20 protein-coding genes are annotated in these 22,757 nt (G+C 69.8%); 2 read left to right on the top strand and 18 right to left on the bottom strand.

All coding sequences use genetic code 11. The annotated features are described in order from the left end of the window. Window positions 1-3: 3 nt before the first annotated feature. From ACFZDJ_RS49520 to ACFZDJ_RS49505, 4 genes are all read right to left on the bottom strand, one after another. Window positions 4-1,053, bottom strand: coding sequence for a BMP family protein (locus tag ACFZDJ_RS49520; RefSeq protein WP_384909540.1), 1,050 nt, complete (start codon window positions 1,051-1,053; stop codon window positions 4-6). 424 nt (window positions 1,054-1,477) lie between these two features. After that, a complete protein-coding gene (locus ACFZDJ_RS49515) occupies window positions 1,478-2,545 on the bottom strand; it encodes a BMP family protein (RefSeq protein ID WP_168510604.1) in 1,068 nt (355 codons plus the stop codon). A 404-nt stretch (window positions 2,546-2,949) separates the two neighbouring features. Further along, window positions 2,950-4,248, bottom strand: coding sequence for an amidohydrolase (locus ACFZDJ_RS49510; RefSeq protein ID WP_168510602.1), 1,299 nt, complete (start codon window positions 4,246-4,248; stop codon window positions 2,950-2,952). A gap of 666 nt (window positions 4,249-4,914) precedes the next feature. Next, the gene (locus ACFZDJ_RS49505; protein ID WP_391069457.1) at window positions 4,915-5,355 is read right to left on the bottom strand and encodes an ATP-binding protein; all 441 of its coding nucleotides are present in this window, start codon (window positions 5,353-5,355) and stop codon (window positions 4,915-4,917) included. Window positions 5,356-5,646: 291 nt separating this feature from the next. Here ACFZDJ_RS49505 and ACFZDJ_RS49500 point away from each other — a divergent pair, with 291 nt between their 5' ends. Then, a complete protein-coding gene (locus tag ACFZDJ_RS49500) occupies window positions 5,647-6,471 on the top strand; it encodes a DUF5753 domain-containing protein (RefSeq protein WP_382120076.1) in 825 nt (274 codons plus the stop codon). Window positions 6,472-6,474: 3 nt separating this feature from the next. Then, window positions 6,475-6,672, top strand: a complete 198-nt coding sequence (locus ACFZDJ_RS49495; protein ID WP_382177363.1) for a DUF397 domain-containing protein — start codon at window positions 6,475-6,477, stop codon at window positions 6,670-6,672. Here ACFZDJ_RS49495 and ACFZDJ_RS49490 read toward each other — a convergent pair. The 14 genes from ACFZDJ_RS49490 to pstA form a co-directional block, all read right to left on the bottom strand. Next, complete coding sequence (locus tag ACFZDJ_RS49490; protein WP_391069454.1) at window positions 6,666-7,352, bottom strand: contact-dependent growth inhibition system immunity protein; 687 nt, start codon at window positions 7,350-7,352, stop codon at window positions 6,666-6,668. The genes ACFZDJ_RS49495 and ACFZDJ_RS49490 overlap by 7 nt on opposite strands. 32 nt (window positions 7,353-7,384) lie before the next feature. Further along, window positions 7,385-7,696: an RNase A-like domain-containing protein gene (locus ACFZDJ_RS49485; RefSeq protein ID WP_391069452.1), complete on the bottom strand. Its 312-nt coding sequence runs from the start codon at window positions 7,694-7,696 to the stop codon at window positions 7,385-7,387. Continuing rightward, complete coding sequence (locus tag ACFZDJ_RS49480; protein ID WP_391069450.1) at window positions 7,693-8,367, bottom strand: hypothetical protein; 675 nt, start codon at window positions 8,365-8,367, stop codon at window positions 7,693-7,695. The genes ACFZDJ_RS49485 and ACFZDJ_RS49480 overlap by 4 nt, the downstream gene beginning before the upstream one ends. A gap of 57 nt (window positions 8,368-8,424) precedes the next feature. Continuing rightward, on the bottom strand, window positions 8,425-10,005 hold the full coding sequence (locus ACFZDJ_RS49475; protein WP_391069448.1) for an RNase A-like domain-containing protein: 1,581 nt from the start codon (window positions 10,003-10,005) through the stop codon (window positions 8,425-8,427). Window positions 10,006-10,271: 266 nt separating this feature from the next. After that, complete coding sequence (locus ACFZDJ_RS49470) at window positions 10,272-10,586, bottom strand: WXG100 family type VII secretion target (protein WP_391069446.1); 315 nt, start codon at window positions 10,584-10,586, stop codon at window positions 10,272-10,274. A gap of 68 nt (window positions 10,587-10,654) precedes the next feature. Beyond that, on the bottom strand, window positions 10,655-11,089 hold the full coding sequence (locus ACFZDJ_RS49465) for a WXG100 family type VII secretion target (protein ID WP_391069444.1): 435 nt from the start codon (window positions 11,087-11,089) through the stop codon (window positions 10,655-10,657). Between the two features lie 65 nt (window positions 11,090-11,154). Continuing rightward, the gene (locus ACFZDJ_RS49460; RefSeq protein WP_391069442.1) at window positions 11,155-11,754 is read right to left on the bottom strand and encodes a hypothetical protein; all 600 of its coding nucleotides are present in this window, start codon (window positions 11,752-11,754) and stop codon (window positions 11,155-11,157) included. 40 nt (window positions 11,755-11,794) lie between these two features. After that, window positions 11,795-12,622, bottom strand: coding sequence for a poly-gamma-glutamate hydrolase family protein (locus ACFZDJ_RS49455; RefSeq protein ID WP_391069440.1), 828 nt, complete (start codon window positions 12,620-12,622; stop codon window positions 11,795-11,797). Between the two features lie 17 nt (window positions 12,623-12,639). After that, window positions 12,640-13,443 (bottom strand): phosphate ABC transporter ATP-binding protein PstB, encoded by an 804-nt coding sequence (gene pstB / locus ACFZDJ_RS49450; RefSeq protein WP_390934810.1) that lies wholly within the window; start codon window positions 13,441-13,443, stop codon window positions 12,640-12,642. A gap of 152 nt (window positions 13,444-13,595) precedes the next feature. Continuing rightward, window positions 13,596-14,504, bottom strand: a complete 909-nt coding sequence (locus ACFZDJ_RS49445; protein ID WP_391069439.1) for a sortase — start codon at window positions 14,502-14,504, stop codon at window positions 13,596-13,598. A gap of 80 nt (window positions 14,505-14,584) precedes the next feature. Next, the gene (locus ACFZDJ_RS49440; RefSeq protein ID WP_391069437.1) at window positions 14,585-16,582 is read right to left on the bottom strand and encodes an Ig-like domain repeat protein; all 1,998 of its coding nucleotides are present in this window, start codon (window positions 16,580-16,582) and stop codon (window positions 14,585-14,587) included. Window positions 16,583-17,023: 441 nt separating this feature from the next. After that, the gene (locus tag ACFZDJ_RS49435) at window positions 17,024-19,687 is read right to left on the bottom strand and encodes a hypothetical protein (protein ID WP_391069435.1); all 2,664 of its coding nucleotides are present in this window, start codon (window positions 19,685-19,687) and stop codon (window positions 17,024-17,026) included. Beyond that, a complete protein-coding gene (locus ACFZDJ_RS49430; protein ID WP_391069433.1) occupies window positions 19,684-21,480 on the bottom strand; it encodes a substrate-binding domain-containing protein in 1,797 nt (598 codons plus the stop codon). The genes ACFZDJ_RS49435 and ACFZDJ_RS49430 overlap by 4 nt, the downstream gene beginning before the upstream one ends. After that, the gene (gene pstA / locus ACFZDJ_RS49425; protein ID WP_391069432.1) at window positions 21,480-22,757 is read right to left on the bottom strand and encodes a phosphate ABC transporter permease PstA; all 1,278 of its coding nucleotides are present in this window, start codon (window positions 22,755-22,757) and stop codon (window positions 21,480-21,482) included. Before pstA ends, ACFZDJ_RS49430 begins: the two co-directional genes overlap by 1 nt.

Below are 22,757 nucleotides of genomic sequence, written 5' to 3'. Positions count from 1 at the left end.
GGGTCAGGAGGTCTTGACCGTGATCGAGCCGTCCTTGATACCCGCCTCGGCCTTCTTCAGCGCGGCCTGCAGGTCGGCGTTGTTCTTGAACACCGGGTTCGAGTCGGCGAGGCCGACACCGCCGGTGGCCAGGCTGGCACGGACGACGCCGGTCTCGGGCTTGCCGTCCGCCACGGACTTCGCGAGGTTGTAGACCGCCCCGGCGACGTCCTTGGTGGCCGAAGTCAGGATGTAGTCCTTGTACTTGGCCAGCGCGTCCTGCTTGTACTGGTCGGAGTCGACGCCGATGGCCCACACCTTGTGCGAGGCGGCGGACTGGATGACACCCTGGCCCGACAGGCCCGCGGCGGCGTAGATCACGTCTGCGCCCGCCTCGATCTGACCCTCGGCCGCGTCCTTGCCCTTGTCGGGGCTGGAGAAGCCACCCTCCTGGGGCGTCTGGGTCAGGTACTGCTTCTCGATCTTGATCTTCGGGTTGACCGACTGGGCGCCCTGGACGTACCCGGCCTCGAACTTGTGGATCAGCGGGATGTCCACGCCGCCGACGAAGCCGATGTGGTCCTTCTTGGTGGCCTTGGCCGCCGCGACACCCGCGAGGTAGGAGGCCTGCTCCTCGTGGAAGACCATGTCGGCCACGTTCGCGGCCTTGTCCTGCTCGTCGTCGATGATGCCGAAGGTGGTCTTCGGGTACTTCGCCGCGACCTCCTTGACGGCCGGCGCGTACACGAAGCCGACGCCGATCACCGGGTTGTAGCCGGACTTGGCGAGCTGCTCCAGGCGCTGCACCTTGTCGGCGTCGGACTCGCCGTCCTGCGGCTCGATGTCCCGGCCGCCGATCTTGAGGTCTTTCTCGGCCTTCTGGAAACCGGCGAACGCGGCGTCGTTGAAGGACTGGTCACCCTTGCCGCCGATGTCGTACGCAAGGCCTATGCCCTTGGTCTTGGCCGAGCCGCCGCTCGAGGCTTCGGTGGACGAGCCGCCACAGGCGGAGAGGGCAACGGCGAGGGATGCGGTCGCAACGCCCGCAACCGCGATTCGGGACACCCGGCGCATGAACGTGACTCCTTTGTGCAGGCGCCCAAACCAGGCGCTGATTCCGCCGCAGCGTAACGCGCGTAGACATAGCAGAGAACCCACGTCGCCAGAGTGTTATCCGACCGTTTTGAACCCTCGGAGAACAAACTCCGAACACCAAGGGCGCACCTGGGGCTTCCACTCGGCAAAGCCACCCGGCCCCCGGGCCCGTCGTCGACGTATGCGATGCCATGCACCAGACCATGGTACTTTGCGGAATTCTGCCCAAGTTTGATCTTTTCGAGAGGTTCCCACCGGGTATCGGCAGTGCTCTGTCGGGCACCGCGGTCCGGCTTCGAGGCGTTCACCGACGACCCCGCATGACCGCATGCATGAGGGAGCCCCCGGCCCGTACAACGGGCCGGGGGCTCCCTCACCGGTGATCAGTCGCGGCAGGCACGACTCACTGGGTCGTCTTGACCGTGACCTTGCCGTCGATGATGTCCTGCTTGGCCTTGTCGACCGCAGCGGCGACGTCCTTCATGGCCTTGTACTTCGGGTTGGAGTCGGCGAAGCCGACGCCGCCCGACTTCAGGTCACCGCGCACGACACCGCTCAGCGGCTTGCCGTCGACGACGGACTTGGCCAGGTCGTACACCGCGCCGCCGACGTTCTTCAGGGCCGAGCCGAGGATCCAGTCCTTGTACTTGGCCAGGGAGCTCTGCGCGTACTGGTCGGAGTCGACGCCGATGGCCCACACCTTCTTGGAGGCGGCCTCGGAGATCACGCCCTGACCGGACAGGCCGGCCGCGTGGTACAGCACGTCGGCGCCCTTCTCGATCTGGCCGGCCGCCGCGTCCTTGCCCTTGTCGGGGCTGGCGAAGCCACCCTCCTGGGGCGTCTGCGTCAGGTACTGCGACTCGATCTTGATGCTCGGGTTGACCGACTTCGCGCCCTGGTCGAAGCCCGCCTCGAACTTGTGGATGAGCGGGATGTCCACGCCGCCGATGAAGCCGATGTGGTTCTTCTTGGTGGCCTTCGCCGCCGCGACACCCGCGAGGTAGGAGGACTGCTCCTCGTGGAAGACCAGGTCGGCTATGTTCGCCGCCTTGTCCTGCTCGTCGTCGATGATGCCGAAGGTCACCTTCGGGTACTTCGCCGCGACCTCCTTGACGGCCGGCGCGTACACGAAGCCCACGCCGATCACCGGGTTGTAGCCGGACTTGGCGAGCTGCTCCAGGCGCTGCACCTTGTCGGCGTCGGACTCGCCGTCCTGCGGCTCGATGTCCCGGCCGCCGATCTTGAACTCGGTCTCGGCCTTCTGGAAACCGGCGAACGCGGCGTCGTTGAAGGACTGGTCGCCCTTGCCGCCGATGTCGTACGCGAGACCGATGCCCTTCCCGGTGTAGCCCGACGAGCTCTTCTTGGAGTCGCTGCTCGTGTCGGTGCTCGACTTGCCACAACCGACCGCCGCGAGGGCGATGACCGAGACGGCCACCGCTGCTTGGGAGAACCTGGTCCTCCGAGACATCAGACGCACAGCAAGCACCCTTCATCCCCACGGCCGTCGCCGGTCCGCTTCCCCAACACGCCGCCGACGCAGCGATTTCGGCGCACAGTAACGCGCGTAGAAGGGGAGGGGAACGGTGTTTCTCCTGGCCGTTATCGAACCGTGCCGCCACCGGGTTACGTTTGCGCGCCACCCGTTACGACGGGGTGACGCAAGCGGGCAAAGGGGTGCCGATCGGGGCATCGGACGGACCGGCGGCCCGGGTACCCCGACGTCATTTGTGCGCCGTCTCCGAGTGAGCGTCTCGCGTTCGTGGGACCGCGTCCAGGGCCTGTCCGGCGGATCATGCCGGCCAGGCCCTACAGGATCTGGAGGACCCGGGGGGGGACCTGGAGGACCTACAGGACCTACAGGACCTGGAAGACCTAGCGGATCGCGTCCAGCAGGGCCGCCGCGGTGAAGAGCTCGACTCCGGCCGTGATGGCCGACTCGTCCACGTCGAAGTCGCCGCGGTGCAGGTCACGGGTGGTGCGCTCGCCCGGCGTACGGACGCCGAGGCGGGCCATGGCGCCAGGCACGTGCTCCAGGTACCAGGAGAAGTCCTCGCCGCCGAGGCTCTGCTCGGTGTCCTCGACGGAGTGCGGGCCGCGCCGCGAGGTCATGGCGTCGTGGAGGAGCTCCGTGACCGCCGGGTCGTTGACGACCGGCGGGACGCCCCGGATGTAGTTGATCTCGGACTTGGCCCGGTACAGGTTGGCGATCTCGTCGATGGCCGCGTGCAGCAGGTCGGGCGCCTGCCGCCAGGCTTCGAGGTCGAGGCAGCGTACGGTCCCGGAGAGCTCGGCGTGCTGCGGGATGACGTTGCAGGCGTGCCCGGACTCGATCCGTCCCCAGGTCACCGCGAGCCCGCTGCGGGCGTCCACGCGCCGGGCGACGAGGGACGGCACGTCGGTGACGACGCGCGCGGCGGCGGTGACGAGGTCGGTGGTGAGGTGGGGGCGCGCGGTGTGGCCTCCGGCGCCGTCGAGTGAGACTTCCAGCCGGTCGCAGGCGGAGGTGATGGGACCGTGGCGCAGTCCGATCCGCCCGGCGTCGACCTTCGGGTCGCAGTGCACTCCGATGATCCGCCCCACGCCGTCCAGCACTCCCGACTCGATGGCGTCGGGCGCGCCCCCGGGCAGGACCTCTTCGGCGGGCTGGAAGATCAGCCGTACGGGATGCGGCAGGAGCCCCTGGCGATGCAGCTCGGCGAGGACGAGCCCGGCGCCGAGGACGACGGTCGTGTGCACGTCGTGGCCGCAGGCGTGCGCGCGGTCGGGCACGGTCGAGCGGTACGCGCAGTCGCTCTTCGTGTCCGGGATGGGCAGCGCGTCGATGTCGGCACGCAGGGCGAGCATGCCGCGTCCGCCGTCGACCGCGCCGTCCCGTGCGCGGGCTCGTACGCGGGCTCGTTCCCCGTCCCCCGCACCCTCCCCTGCACCTTCATCGCCGTCGATCCCGATGTCACAGATGAGCCCGGTCCCGATGTCGAGCACGCGGGGCTTGAGGCCCGCCTGCTCCAGGCGTGCCTTGAGTGCCGCGGTGGTGCGGAACTCCTGGTTGCCGAGCTCAGGGTGCATGTGCATGTCGCGCCGGAACGCGATCAGCTCGGCACGCAGGGCGTCGGACAGGGCGCCGGGGAGCGCTGCTCCCCCGGGGACATCGGCCTCGTACTCTCGGGACATCAATTGGTTCACCCTTTGAAGGGTAGGGCGACGGGGTGGCCAACTGACCCACGATCAACAAAACTTCAGCCCGTCAGGGGAAGAAACTTGGCCACGTGCCGCATAGGTTTCAGGTGGGATGGGTATGCTCGCCTGTCTTTCCGGACGATGGGATCTTGAGCCAGACGGTATGCGCGCCCTGCCCGGGCCGCATCCCGGCCGAAGGCCGACTGCCGCGTCCGGGAGGATGACCGACTGCGGTGACGGTCCGTGACCACGGGGCGACGCGGGCCCTTGATGCGGGCCGCCGACCCTCTCTCGATCCAGTCCGCCGGGGCTGCCCGCGGACTCCCATAGGGGAACGCTCGGGGTGTCCGAGCCCATTCCCGTGCTCTACGGTCCCACAGACCTGACCAAGATCATGCGCACGGATGCCCGGACACCACTTCCTGTCGACCCGGGCGCGAGGGGCCGCCGGGGTCAGCGCCGGAGGGGCGTGGGGATGACCTGGGGCGCCTGATCGGTCGACGGCGTCAGACAGCCATGCTGCCGATCATGAGGATCTTGATCGCGACGGTATCTTCGCCGTTTCCTACCTGGCCCTGAGTGCGTGGCCTGTGTGCGTGTCCCTGTCGACGCCGTCACACAGCCGCCGCGGGGTGGTCTTGCCGACGACGGCTCAGCAGGTCAGACATCAAGATCCCCGCGCGTTTCCAGCTCCGCCCAGACGGTCTTGCCCACGGTGAGTTTCTCCACGGACCAGCGGTTCGCGAGCGTGCGGACGATGAGGAGGCCTCGGCCGGACTGGTCATCCGCGACGGGCGCGTGGTGATACGGAAGCCGCTCGCCCCTCGGGTCGGTCACGGCGACGCGCAGTGCGTTGCCGGTCAGCGACGTCTCGACGCGGAACAGGCGGTCCCGTAAGCACCCGTGGAGCAGGGCGTTCGTGCACAACTCGCTCGCCAGCAGCGCCGCGTCGCCGGCGACGTCGGGGTGACCCCAGTCGACGGCGAGTTGGGCGACGCGTCTGCGGGCGCGGGGGATGTTGCTCAGGTAGGGGGTGTAGTCCACGGAGTCGTAGCGGTCGTTGCCCTTGGGGAAGCGAGGGGGAGGGCAGGAGTTGGTCACGGGGTGCGTCTCCTTGCGCGAGGGCGGGCGCCAGGTGGGGTGGCCATGCCGCGCGGGCCGGCTTGGGCAGCACGGTGCACTTCCGCCAACTGATGCCTTTGGGTAGTCGTTTGAAAACTGACAGTAGTGGAGTGGCGACATAGCGGGCAAGGAGTCTCAGGGAAATATGTCCCCTAGCTTTGCGACCCTGCTCGGCGACCTGCACACTGGCCGCGACCCGGGAGGTAATCCGACGTGACCGCAGTCCCGTTCACGCGCGGCAACCGCGTATCCACCGTCCTCGCCCGCAAGTTGGGCGGTGAGCTGCTGACGCTGCGCGACACGGCCGGCCTGACGCAGCCACAAGCCGCGGAGGCGCTGTCGGCAACTGCGGCCAAGGTCGCCAAGATGGAGCGCGGCTGGGTACCCTTCCGCGATCCCGACATCCAGATCCTGTGCGACCTGTACGGCGTGACCGACCCGAAAGTCGTGGAACGGCTGCTGAACCTCGCCAAGACCGACCGGGGGCGCCGTAAGGCCAAGGGGTGGTGGAACCAGTACCCCGAGCTTCGCTCTCTGGTTGAGTACGTGGCCCTCGAGGACATCTCGACCGGAATCCGTACCTGGCAAGGAGCCTTCGTTCCCGGCCTCTTGCAGACTCCGGACTACGCCCGGGCTCTCGCGATCGGCAACGCCGACTGGGACGACCCCGACGACATCGAGCGTTTCGTCGAGGCGAAGATCGCGCGGCAGGCACGCTTGACGGACACGAACCCTCTCAGCCTGTGGGCTGTCGTGGGCGAGGGCGCACTGCGTCAACTTGTCGGCGGCCGCGAGGTCATGCGTGTACAACTGGCGCACCTGGCGGAAGCGTCCCGTCTGCCCAATGTCAGGCTTCAGGTGCTTCCCTTCCTCGCCGGTTCCCATCCCGGGATGACCAGCGCCTTCAGCATCGTCTCGTTCGCCGAACCCGGCGCGATGGACGTGGTCTACATGGACACCACCTCATCTACCCTGTGGCTGGAGAGCGAGGCCGACGCCGCGCGCCACAACGCCACATTCGAGCGGATCGCCCGGAGCGGACTCGCTCTTCGCGATTCCACCGCCCTGATCGAACGTATCCGCAAGGAGTTGTGAGCCGTGCCGCAGTTCGAGTTCGCCAAGTCCAGCCACAGCAGCGGCAACGGCGAGTGCGTCGAAGTCGCCCGCAACATACCCGGCACCGTCGCGGTCCGTGACTCAAAGGACGTGGACGGGTCCGTAGTCGTGGTCGCTTCGTCCACCTGGGCGGCGTTCGCGGTGTACGTGGGGCAGAGAACGGCCCGAGCACTTCACTGACCGGCGTCCGGCCCGTAGTCCGCGTGCGGCTGCTCAAGTCGTTGGGAGACGAGGGTGAGCCAGCCGCTGGGGCTGTAGGGAGCCGGCGGGTCGACCTCCATGCCCAGTTCGGCGACGGCCAGGGCGTAGTCGGGCTCGTCCAGGTCCAGGGCGAGGAGTTCGCGCAGTTCGCCGACCAGGCGGGCGACCAGCTGGGGGTGGGTGCCGGCCGCGTAGTCGTCGACGGCGGCGTCGTGGTCGTCCAACTCGTCCGGCATGTCCTGGGAGAACCAGCCGCCGAGGAGCTGGGCGAGTTCGGGGAAGCGGGCGTGCCATTCCCAGTGGGTGGTGGGGGTGGCCGGGGGCGGGGCCTCGCCGGTCTCGACGCTGTGCTTGATGTGGTCGGCGAGGCAGGACAGCCACTGTTGGATGTCCGCCTCGGGTAGCCCGACGTCCGGGATCGCGTAGAACTCGCCGAGGCGCAGGCGGAGTCGGCCGGGCGGGTTGCGGGCGTACTCCCGCAGCTGGGTCTCCGCCGTGGCCAGTGCCCAGGGACGGGTGTGCCAGGTGTGGCGGAGGTAGGCGGTCAGGGCCTGGCTGGGCTTGTCCGGGGTGTCGTCGGCGGGCTGCCCGGCGTAGGCGCGGATCACCTGGTCCAGTTCGCCGTAGCGGCGGTCGTGTTCGAGGGGGCTCAGGGGCACGGTGATCAGCCTCTACTGGTCTCTACGGGGCTCTACAGATAGACGGGGAAGGTGGCCTGGACTACGAAGCCATGGGGGCGGGTCGTGTCGCGCTTGAGCACCACGCGGGCCGCGCGTACGTCCACGGGCTCACGGCCCGCCAGCATCATCGCCTGGATCAGCACCCGGCCGACCGGCTCGCTGCGCGAGGGCCACGACGCCTCGATCGTCAGGCGGGGGCGGGTGGACTGAGCGAGCCAGCGGTGGATCAGCTGCTCATTGGCGGTGACGACCTGCTGGGTGGCCCATTGGGCGGTTTCCCGGTCGGGGTAGGTGGCGGCCCTGTTGGCGGTCGGCCTTGTCATCGTCCTGAGACTCCATGCAGCTCGGCGAGGTGTTCATTGCCCTTTCGGACGATCTCTCGCAGAACGTTGCGAGACACCCACGGCATACTCTGCGAAAGCGTCGAGCGCAGAACGTCCGGATCGGGAAAGAGGAGCAGGGCTTCTTGTGACTGCGCTATGAGAGCCGTTGCCCTGCTCGCACATTCTCCGGGATGCAGGCTGTCGAACCCGGCCCACAAACACTCGTCGAGTGTTTCGAACTCGTCCGTCTCCACCCAGTATTTGAAGTCGATCACTTCCGGAAACACGAGGCGGGCCTCCCACGGAGCCATGGAAAGCTCCCCGTAACCGGGGACAACCCCGCCGTCGAGTTTGCGGATGGCGGAGGCGGCGTCCGACAGATACTCCTCCGCCGGACGACCGCCGGCCGCGAGGCTCAGCTTCTCCTCGAAACCTGCCGGAATTCGGGTTCGCAAGGAGCTCGCCAACACCTCTGCGACAAGATCCACCGTGGCCGCGGCAGTGGCCAGCGGCAGCACCCAGGAAGCACCCCGCGCACGCTGCATGCTCCGGCAGAGGCGGGCAAGATCATGCTCGAAGTCTTCGTTCTCCGAGGTGTTCGCGCGAAGGGACAGGTCGAGCAACCGCGAAACAAATCCGTTGTTGAACACTGCCCCGATGTATGTGGTCAACGCTGGCGACACCTTCCTCGCTTCTTCTTGAACGCTCACGAAACCTGCAGTCTCGGCTCACGGCGTCGTGGGCATGGAGGTGAGGACTACGAACTTCGGCTCTACGGCTTGTTTGTAGCGCAGCACCACTTCGACGCTGTGCACGTCGGCGCCCTGAGCGCTCAGGCCCTTCTGATCGTACTCGCTCCGCAGGACCGTCCGGCCGGTCACATCACTGAAGGAAAGAGACAGGTTGAGCGTCGATCTTTCGTTCGGGTTATTTTCCAGTCTGTTCAACCAGTTCTCAATCTTCTGCGCATTCCCAACGTCGTCCATTGCTTCCTGGGTGAACCGCTGGGCAGAGGCCATATTCGTGAAGCTGGACGCGGCTACTGGCCTCACCGTCCCGTCACGCAGTATCTGCTGATCCCTGAGGCGTTGCGCAAGCTGCTCGTCCGTCTTACCAACGTGTTTGTCGATGACGTGGCTGTCGTGAATTCCCTCCTGGCTCGCCAAGTCCAAGGCGTAGAAGTGGTTCTGCTCGTCCCCGTCCCTGATGTATTTGTGCTCCGTCTTGAATTCGTTCAGCGATCGCGCACCGAATGCCTCAGCCCGCGCCTCCTCGGCGGCGTACGTGGGCACACTACGTTTTGCCTCTTCCAATGCGTCCTTGAGATTGATTAAGTCGTCCCCGTAGCGGTGTATCTCACTGTTGTAGGAGTCGACGGCATGGTTGAGGCGGCCCGTGTCGATGTTGGAGATGAACTCCGCTGCCAACTCGGGGAGTTCGCCGAGCTTTTCCAGGGCATCCATGACTCCTTTCACCGCGAAGGTCTTCGCCGCGGCATCCTTGTATACGTCAGTGATCGTGGACCTGATCTTCGTCACTTCGGCGCTGACTCCGTCGCACGCGATCGCGATGGCGCGTGCGGTGTCCTGGAGGACATTCAGCGCGGGCTGTTGACCGTCCTTGTGGGCCCACTTGTAGCCGTGGTGCTCCTTGCCCCAGTCCGACGTTCCCCAGATCGCCGAGCAGAACTGCTTCATCGCGCCCTGCCACTCGTCGTTCCCTGCAGCAGGATTGGTGATGTAGGCGATCGCGTCGTCGAAGGAGTCCGCGGAATTCTTGGTATCTGTACGGGCCTGGCGCCAGGCCTGCGCGATCTTCGGAAGTTCGACGTCGTCGCCGCCGGGCGTGATGTCGGCGACCTTCCCGTGCTGCAGCGCGTACTTGAGGACCGGGCGCAGGATGTGGTCTCCGACCCAGCTCACCGCGCCGGAGACATCGTCGATGATCGCGTTGCCCCAGCCGTCCTCGGCGGGAGCGTTGCCCCAGCCGAGTTCGGCGACGGGGCCGCCCGCGCCGGCCTTCTTGAGGACGGCCGGTGGGCTCTTCTTCACCACGGCCGGGGTCAGGACATTGGTGGCGTGTTCTGCCTCCGCGTAGTTGTTGGCTGTCACCGTGAGGCCCACGGAGGCGCCGCCGACGCCCTCCGTAGCCCTGTCCCACACATCGAGGAAGAGGGCGGCGGTCTCGGCGTACACCTTGGCGAAGGCCTCCGGGCCCGATCCGCAGCCCGCCGCGTGCGCGTACCCGTCCAGAGTGTCGACGAGACTCCTGGCCCGGTCCGCGAAGTCGTACTGGGCGTTGCGCAGCATGTACGACGCGTAGTACACGTGCTTCGGCTGGACGTCGAAGCCGACGGCGTTGCCTGGCGCGGCGGGCTTCATCGTCGCCAGTTCGTCGGAGCGTTGGCCCCGTGCCGAGCCTGTGTCCTGCTGCGAGATGTCCTTGCCCTGGGGGTTCTTGAGGGAACCGGGAGAAGGGGCGGGGGTCGCGCCCGAGCCGGACGACGGGGCGGGCAGCGAGCCGTTGCCCGTGGTGGCCGGGGGCGTGCTTGAGGACGAAGGTGAGGGCGTTGCCATCAGGCGCCTCCCCAGCCCCGCAGCACCGCCCGGTGCGCCGCCGCATAGTTGGCGTGGCCGGTGGTCACGTACTCGTGCAGCCACTTCTGGGCCGCCTGCAGGTCCTGCGCCGAGCGGTCCCACTCGTCGAGTTTGTCGACGAAGACCTCGCGGGCCTCGCCCTTCCATGACAGGACAACGGGTTCCGCGCGGTCGTAGAGGTCGTCGAGCTTGCCGTTGAGCTGCTTGAGGATGTCTTCCAGTTCTGCGGCGAGGTCGTGGAGCGTGGCGAAGGAGACGGCTATGTGGTCGTCGTCGGTGGCCCCGGTCGACATGATCCCCCTTGGTGTGGGCAACGGTGGGTGCGAAACGAGTACTTGGCGGTTCTCTCAGTACGCCGGATTCAGAAGGAGTCGAGACTGCTGCGCGCCGGTGAAGGCTCACCGTTCGCCTCGGCAGCCGGATTCGGCGTGGAGAGCCTGTCGACCTCGCTGTCGATGTCCACCTGGATCCGCCGCATCTGCTCGAGCACGTCCAGGTCGCGCCGGCTGAAACCGTCGCGGCTCAGCCGTACGGCCTGCTCCAGCAGCCTCATCACTTCGCGGATGCGTACGGCGTCCTCGGTTGCCGCCCGGTGGAACTCGCGGTACGCCGTCGCCGCCGGGCCCCGCCAGCCCGCCTCGACGCGGTCGACGATCGCGTCCATCCGCCTGACCTGCTTGTCGAGGTGATCCTGCATGTCGTCGAGGTCATCGGCGAGCTTGGTGAGGTCCTGCCCTGACACCCTCAGGTCGGGGCCACCGCCTCCGTGCCCCCCGCCTGCTCCGTGCACTCCCATGCCGTACCCCTGCCCCCGTCACATCGGCATCGCACGTCACGTACGCCCAAGAATCTTACGAGGTTTCAGGTGGCGTCGAAGGACCAGAAGAGGGCAAGTTCGGTCCCGGAGACCGCGATCAGGCCGAGGTCCCAGTCGTACTGGGAGAGAGGGGTGCAGCCGGTGGTCGCCTCGTAGAAGTCCGGGGCGTCGGTGCGGCTGTCGGTACTCGCTCTCGGGTACCCGGCGTTCGTATGGAAGGACGTCTCCTCCGGGAAGCGGGAGAGGATCACCCGGGCCTTCCGCTCCAGTTCCGGACGACGGGTCTCGAAGTCATTGCGGGCGCGTTCACTCGGGACGTCCAGCCACGTGGTGGACAGCATGACCAGCAGCCTTTCCACCGATGTCCGGGGCACCGTCCGCAGTCCGCGCCGCCAGGCGGCCGCGCTTTGTGGAGCGGAGGGCGGCAGGGCGAAGGGGAAGAACGGTTCCTCCAGCCGTTCCTGCTCGCCTTCGTCGACGTCGAGCCACCTCCAGGACCGGGGATCCGTCACCTCCCGCCGCATGACTGCCGCGACGTCCCGCACCCAGTCCTGGTGGGCGCGGGGCCCCACCAAGACGTACGAGTACCGCCGCTCGTACATGCCGAGCGCCTCGGCCCAGGCCTGAGCATCCGGCGTCGACATCGCGGCTCCCTTTCGACGGTCGTGTTCGGTGAGGGGACGGTCACAGCACCGTCTGCCCCGCCTCCACCCGGTCGATCGCCCTGCGGGTCGCGGCGGTGAAGGTCCAGAAGGGCGGGAGGAGGTTGGTGGCGCGGTCGGCCACCGTGTTCTTCCCGGGGGCGAACATCGAGGCACGCAGGGCCGTGGTGATCTCCAGCTGGGCGCCCATGCCGAGCAGGGTGCGGTTGCAGATGTTGTCCGGGGAGACACCGGCGATCTCCTCCTCGCCGGACGCCGTCAACGCTCGGATGCCGACTGCGGTGAACTCCTCCAGCAAGTACTGCCGGAAGGTCGAGTTGAGGCCGCCGATCAGGACCGCCTTGGCGCCGGACTCCAGGCCCGCCTGCTCGGGGCTGCACCCGTGCAGGGAAAGGGCGTTCAGGCTGCCCGCGCACAGCGAGCGGGCGATCGTGTCGTCGCAGTGGGTGGAGGTGACGTGCAGCGCCCCGTTTCCGCTGCTCATCAGGCCCTCGAACATCCAGAAGTCGTGCACCGGGCCGACCGCCGGGGTGGGTGCGAGGTCGGCGGGGTCGTAACCGGCTATGGCCAGGCAGAGTTCCGAAGTGCCCCCTTCGATGCCGCCGCCGTGCGGGGCGATGACCGCGGAGCGGAGGAAGGGGGCGCGGCCGGTCGTGCTCTGGTCGTCGATCAGGTGGCGTCTGGAGCGGCGGCCCCAGTGGACGCCCTCGGTCCATGTGGGGTCCGCGTAGAGGGCCGTGTTCGAGGCGGGTTCGGCGGCTGCCGCAGGCGTGGCGGTCGTGGTCACCGCGACGCCACTCAGGACGGGGGTGGTCGCGAGCGCGGTCAGGAGGGTACGACGTCTGATCATCACGGAAGCCGAGGATGTCAGCCGAAGCGGCCCGCCACATAGTCCGCCGTGCGCTGGTCCTCGGGGGTGCCGAAGATGTGTTCGGTGAGGCCGTGTTCGACGATGCCGCCGGGGGTGCCCTGCTCGGCGAGGAAGAACGCGCACCGCTGGGAGACGCGGGCCGCCTGCTGCATGTTGTGGGTGACGATCACGACGGTCACCTGGCCCGCGAGTTCGTGGATGGTCTCCTCGACCCGGCGGGTCGAGGTGGGGTCGAGCGCCGAGCACGGCTCGTCCATCAGCAGCACCTGGGGACGTACGGCCAGGGCGCGGGCGATGCACAGGCGTTGCTGCTGGCCGCCGGAGAGCGCGCCGCCGGGCTGTCGGAGGCGGTCCCGTACCTCCTTCCACAGGCCTGCCCTGGTCAGGCTCTCCTCGACCAGCTCGTCCTTCTCGCGACGGCCGACGCGCGTGCCCGTCAGGCGCAGACCCGCCACCACGTTGTCGTAGATCGACATGGCGGGGAACGGGTTGGGCTTCTGGAAGACCATGCCGATCCTGCGGCGGGCGTCGGTCAGACGGCGCTCGGGGGCGTAGATGTCCTCGCCGTCGAAGAGGACCTCGCCGCCCATCGCGGCCGTGGGGATCAGCTCGTGCATCCGGTTGAGCGTGCGCAGGAAGGTCGACTTGCCGCAGCCGGAGGGGCCGATCAGGGCGGTGACCTGCCCGGCGGGCATCGTGAGGGAGACCTGTTGCAGCACCTGGTGGCTGCCGAACCAGGCCGAGACGGCACGGGCTTCGAGGGTCGCGGGAGCGGCGGCCCCCTTCGCGGCTCCCCTCACGGTCCTGACGGGCCCGACGGGCGCGACGGGCGCGACGGGAGCGACGGGCGGCAACACGGCGGTGTCGGTCGCCGTCGGATCGAGGGAAGCGGTCGCATCGGTCACGTCGGGCACCTCGTGGTGATCGTGGGTCTCGGGAAGGTTCACAGGGTTCACATCAGGTTGGGCAGCAGTTCGGTGGTGCGGACGGCGACCTGGAGGCCGAGCACCGCGACGACCGGGGCGAACACGATCCACGTCTGGTGCCGGCCCCAGCGGTGCCAGGTCCACACCGCGGCGACGGCGGCGGCCACCAGCGCCTGGAGCCACATGACCAGCGGCCACGGCACGCCGGAGGGGTGCGCGAGGGGCTGTTCGGACTCCGGGAGCGTGCCGGAGCGGATGACGGCCGCCGGGGTCTGGGCGGGGGTGGAGATCAGGTCGGCGTCGACGCGCAGCACTCCGCCGGGCATGAAGTGCGGGCCGGTGGCCGTGACGAGGACCAGGCGGCCCTTGCCGGAGGCCACGGCGGCGGGCGCCGGGTCGCCGGCCCGTCGTACGCCGAGGACCTGGTACTTCGCCTTGCCCTGGCCGGTGGTCACGGTGAACGTGTCGCCCGTGGCGAGCTGGTCGAGACGGCCGAAGGGCCCCCCGTAGGCGGCCGCGCGGCCCATCAACACGCTGGTGCCGGACTGTCCGGGCAGCGGGGTGTCCCGGCGGTGGCCGGGGCCGTCGGTGAGGACGGCGGAGTCGGTGCCCTCCAGGACGACCTGGTGGACGTGGACGGCGGGGATGTCGATGAGGGCGACCGCGGTGCCGGGCGCGAGCAGTCTGCCCTGCTGGTCGGTCTGGGCCACCGGGGCGGTACCGAGGGCGAGTTGGGTGCGCAGCGCGTCGTACGAGGCGTGCTGCGCGGCCCGTTCCTGGATGCCGCTGACGAGCAGCAGCTGCGCGGTGAGGCCGAGCAGCAGGGCGGCCAGGGTGAGCAGACCGCCCCGGGCGAGGTGCCGGACGGCGGTGACTCCCCGAACGCCCAGCCGCGGCACGGGCGTGGTGAGCGTGGTCTGTACGGCGACCGTCACGGCGACGCGTCTCCTTCCATGGCTTCACTGGTGGGGCCGTCGGGGAGACCGCGGTCGCGGCCTCCCCGACGGGTCCTGCGTCAGGTGGACTTGATGGTGAAGCTCGCGCCGTTCTTCGAGTTCACCGTCGTGGAGCCCGCGTAGAACACGTGCAGGGTGTGCTTGCCACGGCTCAGCTTGGGCAGGGTGATGGTCACCTTGCCGCCGCTCAGCGTGCCGGTGGCGATCACCCGGGAGCCCTCGTAGACACGGACCGTGCCGGTCGGCGTGGTGCCGGTCGCGGTGACCTTCACGGCGACCTTGGCGCGGCCGGTGTGGCTGATCGAGGCGGGCGCGGTGCTGCTGACCGACGCGGTCGCCTTGGTGATCGTCAGCTTGGCGGTCGTCGAGGACGCGTTGAGCTTGGTGCTGCCGCCGTAGGACACCGACAGGGTGTGCGTGGCGACCTTGAGGTGGTTGGACAGGCCGATGGTGACCTTGCCGGAGCTGTCCAGGGTGCCGGTGCCGAGCGTGGTGGTGCCGTCCTTGACGGTCACCTTGCCGCTCGGGACGACGCCGTGCGAGCCGGTGACGGCGACGGCGACCTTCGGGGTCCTGCCGTACGCGGTCGTGGCGGCGGTGGCCTTCACGGCGCTGGTGTACTTGACGGCGCCGGTCCAGGAGGCCGCGTTGCCATTGCCGTTGAGGTTGGCGGCGGAGACCGAGGCGGTGTAGGTGCCGAGGGCCAGGCCGGTGAAGCTGTACGACGTGGTGGTGGCCGGGACGTCCTTGACGGCCACGACGGCGCCGTCCGAACCGGTCAGCGTGACGCGGTAGTCGGTGACGGGCAGCGCGGGCGCGGGGGTGGGGGCGGTCCAGGTCAGCTTGAGGCTCGCGTCGCCGGGGGTGGCCTTCAGGGCGGGTGCGGACGGCGTCGCGGTGTCGATGCCGGACACCTCCAGGCCGCCGAGCTTGGCGTGCTTGGCCGGGTTGACCGAGCCGTTGTACGACTCGTTCAGGAAGCCGAAGTCGGCGATGACCTTCTCGGCGGTGTCGGTGGCGAGGGCCGCCTCGTGGGTGCCGCTGGTGACGAAGACGTCGTACAGCGCCTTGTCGAAGAAGACGCTGGTGGGGTCGATCGCGCGGCTCGGGACGACGTTGTAGACGTCGCGGCCGAAGGTGGCGTTCTCGAAGTAGCCGCCGACCGGGGTGAGCTTGCCGTTCACCGTGGTCACCGGGCTGGTGGCGCCGCTGTCGCCGGGCAGCTGGACACTGGCCAGGTGGGCTCCGGCGGCGACCGCGGTCTTGCTGTAGTCGGGGGCGATGCCGTTGTTCTGGGCGATCCAGCTGCCCACGGAGAACGGGACGAGCGCGCCGTCCTCGGTGAGCGCGGCGTTGGCCTGGTTCTCCTGGACGGTCGGGATCTCCGAGGAGACCGTGGTCTCGGTCAGGCCGATCGCCGCGAGGAAGAACTTGCGGGTGCCGGAGCCGGCCTGCGGGAGGACCGCGTGCAGGGTCTGGCCGTTCAGTACCTTCAGGCGGGTGTCGCCGGAGGTGTAGATGTCGTGCAGCTGGTCGACCGTCAGGGTGTCGAGGGCGGAGCCGCGGACGGCGACGCCCACCGCGTCCCGGGCGAACGGGATGTAGGTGAGGGTGTTGCCGGAGGTGCTCGGGCCGCCTGAGGAGCGGGCGAAGTCGACCTGTCCCTTGACGGCGACACCAGTCGCGTTCGGGAACTTGTCACCCGTCAGCGACATGCTGAGGGCGGCGCGGCCCGGGCCGGACCCGTTGGGGCGCAGGAAGGTCGGGCCGCCGGAGCGCGTCTGGATGGTGGAGGTGGCGGCGCCGGGCACGAACGCGTCGTACGAGGCGATGCCCGCGTCGCCCGCCTTCACGGCGGTGTCGGCGTAGCTCTTGCCGTTGACGATGTCACCGGCGAGGGCGTTGAGGACGTCCTGGGTGGTGTCGGAACCCACGCCGACAAGCTGGCGGAAGGTCCCGGCGGGGGTGGGGTCGGCGGACGCCGGGCTCGCGAGAGCCAGCGTGCCGGACACCACGGCGGCGGCGACCATGGCCGCGGTGAGGCGCGTTGTGCGCATCGAGGTTCTCCTGTGGTTGAGCGTCGGTTGTACGGCGGTTCTGCGTGGGTGGATCTGGCAGGGTGGGGGGTCAGGCCGCCCGCCCCGACTGCCTTTCGGGGCGGACGGCCGTCTGTGGGGAGCCCCGGCCCGGGCGAACCTGGCTCCGTCGTCATGGAGTCCTGGCCCGGCGGGCAGGACTCCCTCCTCGGGGAGCCTCGGCCCGTCAGGCCCGGCCCCGTGGTTCGGGAGCCGCGGCCGGTGGGCCGGACTCCGTGGTTCGGGAGCCCGCGCCCGGTGGACCTGGACTCCCCTGCTCGAAGGCCCAGGCCCGGCGGGCCCGGCCCCGTCGTACGGGAGCGTGGGCCCGGAAGGGCCGGACTCCGTCATCCAGGAGCCTCAGCCCGGCGGACCGGACTCCCCCGTCCCGAGAGCCACAGCCCGGCGGGCCGGGCACGGGGCTCAGTCCCGTCCCGGGGGCAGCAGCCTGCGCAGCCGTTCCGGGAGGGTCGGGGCGGGGATGGTCAGGGCGCGGCCGCCGGGCAGCGGCACGCGCAGCGGGAAGCGGAGCCGGCCGCCGCCCGCGAAGGGCGCGCCGAGCCCGGCCACGGCGCCGAGCGCGGCACCGACCGGCACGGCGTAGCGCAGCGCGTTCGCGGGGTCGGCCGGTGTGGTGCCCTGGGCGGTGGTCGCGAGGGCCTTGCCGCCGTCGTACGAGGGCGCGCCGCTGGGCGTGGGGCTCGCGCTCCCGCCGCCGGACGCCGCACCGTCGGAGCCGGCCGTGCCGCCGGTGTCGTCGGCACCGCCCCCGGCCGACGTACCACCGGAGTCACCCGTGCCCCCCGTACCGCCGCCGCTCGATCCACCGGAGGTTCCACCGGAGGAGCCGCCGCCGGTGGCGGACGGCCCCGTGTAGTGGACGAGGGCGTCGGCGGCGTGGGTCGTCTTCGCGCGCTGTGCCTTCGACAGCGGGGCGTAGCCGGCCGGGAGCAGGCCGGGGTCCGCGCCGGGGACCTGCCCGGTGCCGGAGGCGTACGTGAGCAGCGCCGCGTAGGCCTTGCGGGCGGCCGCGTCGAGCTTGGCCGGGCGCACCGCCGCGTACACGAGTTGCGCGAGTGGGTAGGCACCCTTCGCGGTGGCCTTGGCGGGGCTGATCTCGGCCGCGTGGGCACCGGACACGGAGGACGCGGCGGCGGTGAGGGACGCGGTCGTGGGCGCGACGAACGTGCCGGCCGTGTTGCGCAGCCGCGCGGTCTGCAGGCCGTAGCGGGCGGCGGAGGCCGCGTCCGTGACGGTGATCACGAACCGGGAACCCACCGTCTGCGGACCGGGGCTCTTGTACGCGGGCGGGCTGGCCAGCGGGTCCCAGGTCGCCTTCCACAGGCTGTCGGCGCGCCGGGTGTGCAGGGCGCCGGAGTGCATGTCCGTCACATACGGATGGAAGTCGATCATGCACTGCTTGTTGTCCTCGGTGGCGCCGGAGTTCGGCGGGACCGTGCACCAGGGGTCGCTCTTGGGGTACGTGTCCGTGTTCGCCGGGTCGAAGGCGACACTGGTCGGGTTCAGGTCCGCGTTGGTGCTGAAGTACGGGTTGACGCGCATCCCCCAGTCGTCGGACACGCCCGCGAGGAAGCCGCGGGCCTCCTTGTCGGAGACGATCCACTGCCAGACGGCGCGGGCCGAGTCGGTGCGGCCGAGCGAGGTCAGCAGGTCGGTGTCGGTGGCCGGGGTCTCGGGGATGGACAGCTCCGCGAACTCGGGGTTGAGCGCGAGGAACTCGGGGTCGCTCGCCAGGCCCGCCGGGTTGTTCTTCGCCCAGCCGTAGCCCTTGGCGACGGTGGTGCCGAGGACCGCTCCCCAGGGGGAGTTGCGGTAGGACTCGGTGAGCAGCTTGGCGACCAGCCGGGGCGTGAGGTCGATGGAGTCGACCTTGGTTCCGGCGAGGCGGCGAGTCGCTTCGGAGGCTCCGGCCCTGGGTCTGCGTTCGATGGTGAAGCCGATGACGGTGCCCGAGAGCGCGGTGGGCGCGTAGACGGTGCTGTCCGTCGGGGCGGTCGTGCCGGGGTCCGTGCCGAGGGCGCGGGTGGTGAAGGCGAGCCCGGAGGTGCCGTCGCCGGCGAGGCGGGCGCGGGTGTCGGGCTCGCCGAGTTCGGTGTAGCCGAACACCTTGCCGGTCGGGCACAGGGCCGTCTGCCAGCTGGTCATGGCGTCGGCGGCGAGTTCGCTGCCGGTGGTGGCGCGTTCGTCGGAGCCGAGGGCGCAGTTGGTGCCGACCGAGTTGAAGCCGAGCTTGACGGCGACGCGGTTCTTCCAGTTGGTGGAGGAGACCGGGGAGCCGGCGTTGACCTGGCTGGTGTCGGCGTAGGGCTTGCCGTCGAGGTCGAGGTGGCCCTGCGGGACGATCACCAGCCAGCAGGAGCGCGGGGTCGTACGGCCGCCCGCCGTGACCGGGACGCCGCAGCCCAGGTGCGGGGCCTCGTTGGCGGTCTGCACCTCGAAGAACTCCTGGCCCTTGCCGTCGGCGCCGGTGCGGGCGAAGTCGACCTCGTTGGTGGTGTTGCGGCTGTACAGGGCGTTGTTCTGGGTGCCGGAGGTGATCAGCGTGCCGTCGACGGACTTGAAGGGCACCTCGCCCTGTCCGGAGACGCCGCCGGCGCCGTAGCGGTCGTCCTGGCCGTAGTTGCTGGGGTCGGCGCTGTAGAAGATCTTGCGGGTGTCGTCGTACTCGTTGCCCGGCCAGTTGCCCCGGTCGGTGGTCGGGGAGGCCCCGTACTGGCACTGGGTGCGCGACGGGCCGGGGTTGGCCGGGACGGTGCCGTCGTCGTCGCCCCAGCACTGCATGATCTGGACGAAGTCGGTGTTGAACAGCGTGCCCGCCAGGGTGGTCGGGGCGCCGCCGGTCCAGGAGACGGTGATCGCCTGGCTGGTGAGGTGCTTGGTCTGGCTGACCGTGAACCTCATGTCCTTGAACTCGCCGCGGCCGGAGACGGTGACGGCGGAGTCGGTGGCCTGCGCGCCGCTCGCCGCGGTCGCGGGCGCGGCGGTCTGGGCGACCGCGAGGCCGGCCAGCGCGCCCACGGCGGCGCCGGCGACGAGGCGCGCCAGCAGGTTGCGTATGCGCTTCATCGCGCGCCCCCGTCCGTGAGGTTCTCCGAGTCGCCCTTCCGGCCGACCCCACCAGCCCCACCGGCCCCACCAGCCCCATCGATCCCACCGTTCCCGCCCCGCCCGGCCATCGCCCGTGAGACGAGGGACGGCAGGAGCAGCAGCCCGAGCACCAGGGCCACGGCGAGCAGCATCAGCGTCTGGGTGGTGGTCCAGCCGCTGTGTCCGGCCACGGCGACCGGCTGGGCGAGGGCGATGGTGCCGTCCGCGGCGGTGCCGCCGCCGGTGCCCGATGCGCCGCCGGTGCCGGGCGCCAGGGTCTGTCCGGTGTCGGGGTCGACGACGGGCTGGGCGCTGCCGCCCGCCGTGCCGCCCGAGCCGCCCGTGGCGCCGCCGGTGCCCGAACTCCCCCCACTCGTACCGCCGTTCGCGGAACCGCCCGACGTGCCGCCGCCGCTCGTACCGCCCGTCGTCCCCGAACCCCCGCTGCCGCCGCCCGACTTGGCGCCGCCGCTGCCGGTGTTGCAGGCCGGGGCACCCTTCTTGTCGCAGGCGGCCGGGTAGGGGGCCGTCTCGGCGAGCTTGTTGTGGCCGTCGGAGGAGAAGGTCGGGTTGTTGCAGCCCTTGATGTTGATGTTCTTGGCCTGCACGCCCGGGATCCGGCGGATCTGGTCGAAGCCCGCCTGCACCAGGTTGATGGGCAGGGGCGAGTAGCCGAGCTTGGGCATCTGCTGCTGGCCCTGGCACATGAAGTAGTACGAGAACGCGCCGAGCGTCTTGCCCTTGGCCTCGGTGAAGATGCCCTGCACCCGCAGCGGCAGGATCATGTACGAGTAGCTGGAGAGCGGGTAGTTGCGCTTGTCGGTGTCGTTGTAGACGCCGTCGAGCTGCTGGGTGAGGTAGTCGGCGGAGCTCTTGTTCGTGTTGATCCTCGCCTTGAGGAGCGAGACGGCGACGTTCTTCGGGGTCGGCTCGGTGTAGTAGCCGGCGTGGTTGAGGACCTTGGCGACCGGATAGCCCTCGTTGATGGCGTACGAGTAGTTGACGTAGCCGATGGCGCCCTCGCCGTAGTTCTGGGCGACGTAGCCCGCCACGCCCGGGTCGCCGGACTGGGCGATCATGCCGGGCACGGTCGGGTAGTACGAGGTCTGCCCGCAGGCCCCGGAGCGGCCGACCTTGCCGCAGTACGCCTGCCACAGCGACGCGTGCTGGTTGGCCATCCACATCGTGAACTGGGCGGTGGAGCCGGAGCCGTCGGAGCGGACGACGGGCACGACGGAGCGGTGCGGAAGCTGGAGCCCCGGGTTGTCGGCCTTGATCACCGGGTCGTCCCAGGTCTTGACGACGCCGGTGAAGATCTTGGTGACGACGTCTCCGGAGAGGCGGAGGTTGGTGACCCGCTTGCCGTTGACGGTCAGGTGGTACATGAAGGCGGTGCCGCCGGCCACGATCGGCATGTAGGCGTAGCTGCCGGCCGACGGGCGTTCGGCGGCCGAGCCGTCGGTGGGGTGGGTCTGGAAGGGGATGTCCGAGACCGCGAAGTCGACGGTGCTGCTGAGGAACTGGCGGCGGCCGTCGGAGGAGCCGTTGCCGGCGTAACTGATCCGCATCCCGTACTGGTTGACGGCCTTGCGCCACTGGTCGATGGCGTTCTCGGCCCAGGTGGAGCCGGCCCCGGCGACCGGGGTGTAGCTCTCGGCCGTGGCGGTTGCCGCCGCGGGCCCGGCCAGCAGCCCGGCGATCATGCCGAACAGGGCGCCGAGGGTCGCAAGGGCGCGCAGGCGCCCGAGGACGGTATGGAGGTGGCTGCGCATCAGTCGTTCTCTCCGGGGGCGGTGGGGGCGGCTGTGGCGGACGCTTCGGTACGGGGGGCGGCCTCGAACAGGGACAGGCCGGGGGCATGCAGTTCGTCGAAGCGCGCCACGTCCTGCCGCGAGGCGCGGGCGGTGCGGCGGGCCTGACGCCTGGTCTGGTGGCCGGGGCCGCGGCCACCGATCACGCGGGCGATCACGAACAGCACCAGGACCAGGGCCATGAGGACGGCCGCCGCGCCGAAGCCGCGGGCGATCATGGTCGGCTGGGGCGACTTGACGAAGTTGAAGACGGCCAGCGGCAGGGACACCATCGGCCCGCTGGTGGGATCGGTGTTGAGCGCCGCGGTGAATCCGGCGGTCAGCAGGACGGGAGAGGTCTCGCCGATGCCGCGCGCGGTGCCGAGGATGACGGCGGTGGCGAGTCCGGAGCGGGCGGTGGGCAGGACGACGTGCCAGACGGTGCGCCAGCGGGGTGCGCCGAGCGCCTCGGCCGCTTCGGTCAGGGTCCCCGGCACCAGTCGCAGCACGACGTCCGACGCGCGGATCACGATCGGCAGCATCATCACGCTGATCGCGAAGCCCGCCGCGAGGCCCGACTTCTGCATGCCGAGGCCGAGGATCCAGACGGCGTACACCATCAGGCCCGCCACGATCGAGGGCAACGCGGTCATCGCCTCGACGATGGTGCGCACGAAGCGGGAGAAGCGCCCCGGGATCTGGTTCAGGTAGACCGCGCAGGCCAGGCCCAGCGGGATGGTGATCGCGAGCGCGATGGCGGTCATGGTGAGGGTGCCGAGCATCGCGTGGGCGATGCCGCCGTTCGTCAGCGGGTCGAGCGGGCCCGCCGCCTGCATGTCCTGGGTGAAGAAGTTGCCGTGCGGCAGCGCCTCCCGGCCGCGCCAGGCGGTGAAGCCGACGACGAGGACGAGCGCCGAGAACAGCAGCGTGGCCGCGGTCCACAGCACGACGGTCATGACGCGGTCCCGTACGGCCTGCCCGTCCTCCTCGAATCCCGTCAACACCGCGTAGATCGCGAGGAAGAACAGGTAGGCGGTGAGGGTGAAGCCCAAGGCGCCCGAGAACGGGGCGAGTTCGCCGTACAGCAGGATCGTCACGCACAGCCCGGAGGCGGCGGCGCCGGTGAGGGACAGCACGCCCGAGCGGCTGACGCCGCCGATGCGGCGCGGCCGGTCGGGGGGCAGGGTGGGCTCCGGGGCGGGGGGCCCGGCGGCCAGGACGGGGTTCTCCGCGAGGAGGTTCTCTTCTACGACGGTCAT

The organism is Streptomyces sp. NPDC007896 (assembly GCF_042959425.1).
GTDB lineage: Bacteria > Actinomycetota > Actinomycetes > Streptomycetales > Streptomycetaceae > Streptomyces.
The sequence above is the reverse complement of the archived record's forward strand: the minus strand, read 5'-3'. Positions and strand labels throughout refer to the sequence as shown.

Coding starts and splice junctions, on each gene's coding strand:
- ACFZDJ_RS49520 (WP_384909540.1), bottom strand. CDS start 1,053: ATGCGCCGGGTGTCCCGAATCGCGGTTGCGGGCGTTGCGACCGCATCC.
- ACFZDJ_RS49515 (WP_168510604.1), bottom strand. CDS start 2,545: ATGTCTCGGAGGACCAGGTTCTCCCAAGCAGCGGTGGCCGTCTCGGTC.
- ACFZDJ_RS49510 (WP_168510602.1), bottom strand. CDS start 4,248: ATGTCCCGAGAGTACGAGGCCGATGTCCCCGGGGGAGCAGCGCTCCCC.
- ACFZDJ_RS49485 (WP_391069452.1), bottom strand. CDS start 7,696: ATGACAAGGCCGACCGCCAACAGGGCCGCCACCTACCCCGACCGGGAA.
- ACFZDJ_RS49475 (WP_391069448.1), bottom strand. CDS start 10,005: ATGCTGCGCAACGCCCAGTACGACTTCGCGGACCGGGCCAGGAGTCTC.
- ACFZDJ_RS49470 (WP_391069446.1), bottom strand. CDS start 10,586: ATGTCGACCGGGGCCACCGACGACGACCACATAGCCGTCTCCTTCGCC.
- ACFZDJ_RS49465 (WP_391069444.1), bottom strand. CDS start 11,089: ATGGGAGTGCACGGAGCAGGCGGGGGGCACGGAGGCGGTGGCCCCGAC.
- ACFZDJ_RS49460 (WP_391069442.1), bottom strand. CDS start 11,754: ATGTCGACGCCGGATGCTCAGGCCTGGGCCGAGGCGCTCGGCATGTAC.
- ACFZDJ_RS49455 (WP_391069440.1), bottom strand. CDS start 12,622: ATGATCAGACGTCGTACCCTCCTGACCGCGCTCGCGACCACCCCCGTC.
- ACFZDJ_RS49440 (WP_391069437.1), bottom strand. CDS start 16,582: ATGCGCACAACGCGCCTCACCGCGGCCATGGTCGCCGCCGCCGTGGTG.
- ACFZDJ_RS49435 (WP_391069435.1), bottom strand. CDS start 19,687: ATGAAGCGCATACGCAACCTGCTGGCGCGCCTCGTCGCCGGCGCCGCC.
- ACFZDJ_RS49430 (WP_391069433.1), bottom strand. CDS start 21,480: ATGCGCAGCCACCTCCATACCGTCCTCGGGCGCCTGCGCGCCCTTGCG.
- pstA (WP_391069432.1), bottom strand. CDS start 22,757: ATGACCGTCGTAGAAGAGAACCTCCTCGCGGAGAACCCCGTCCTGGCC.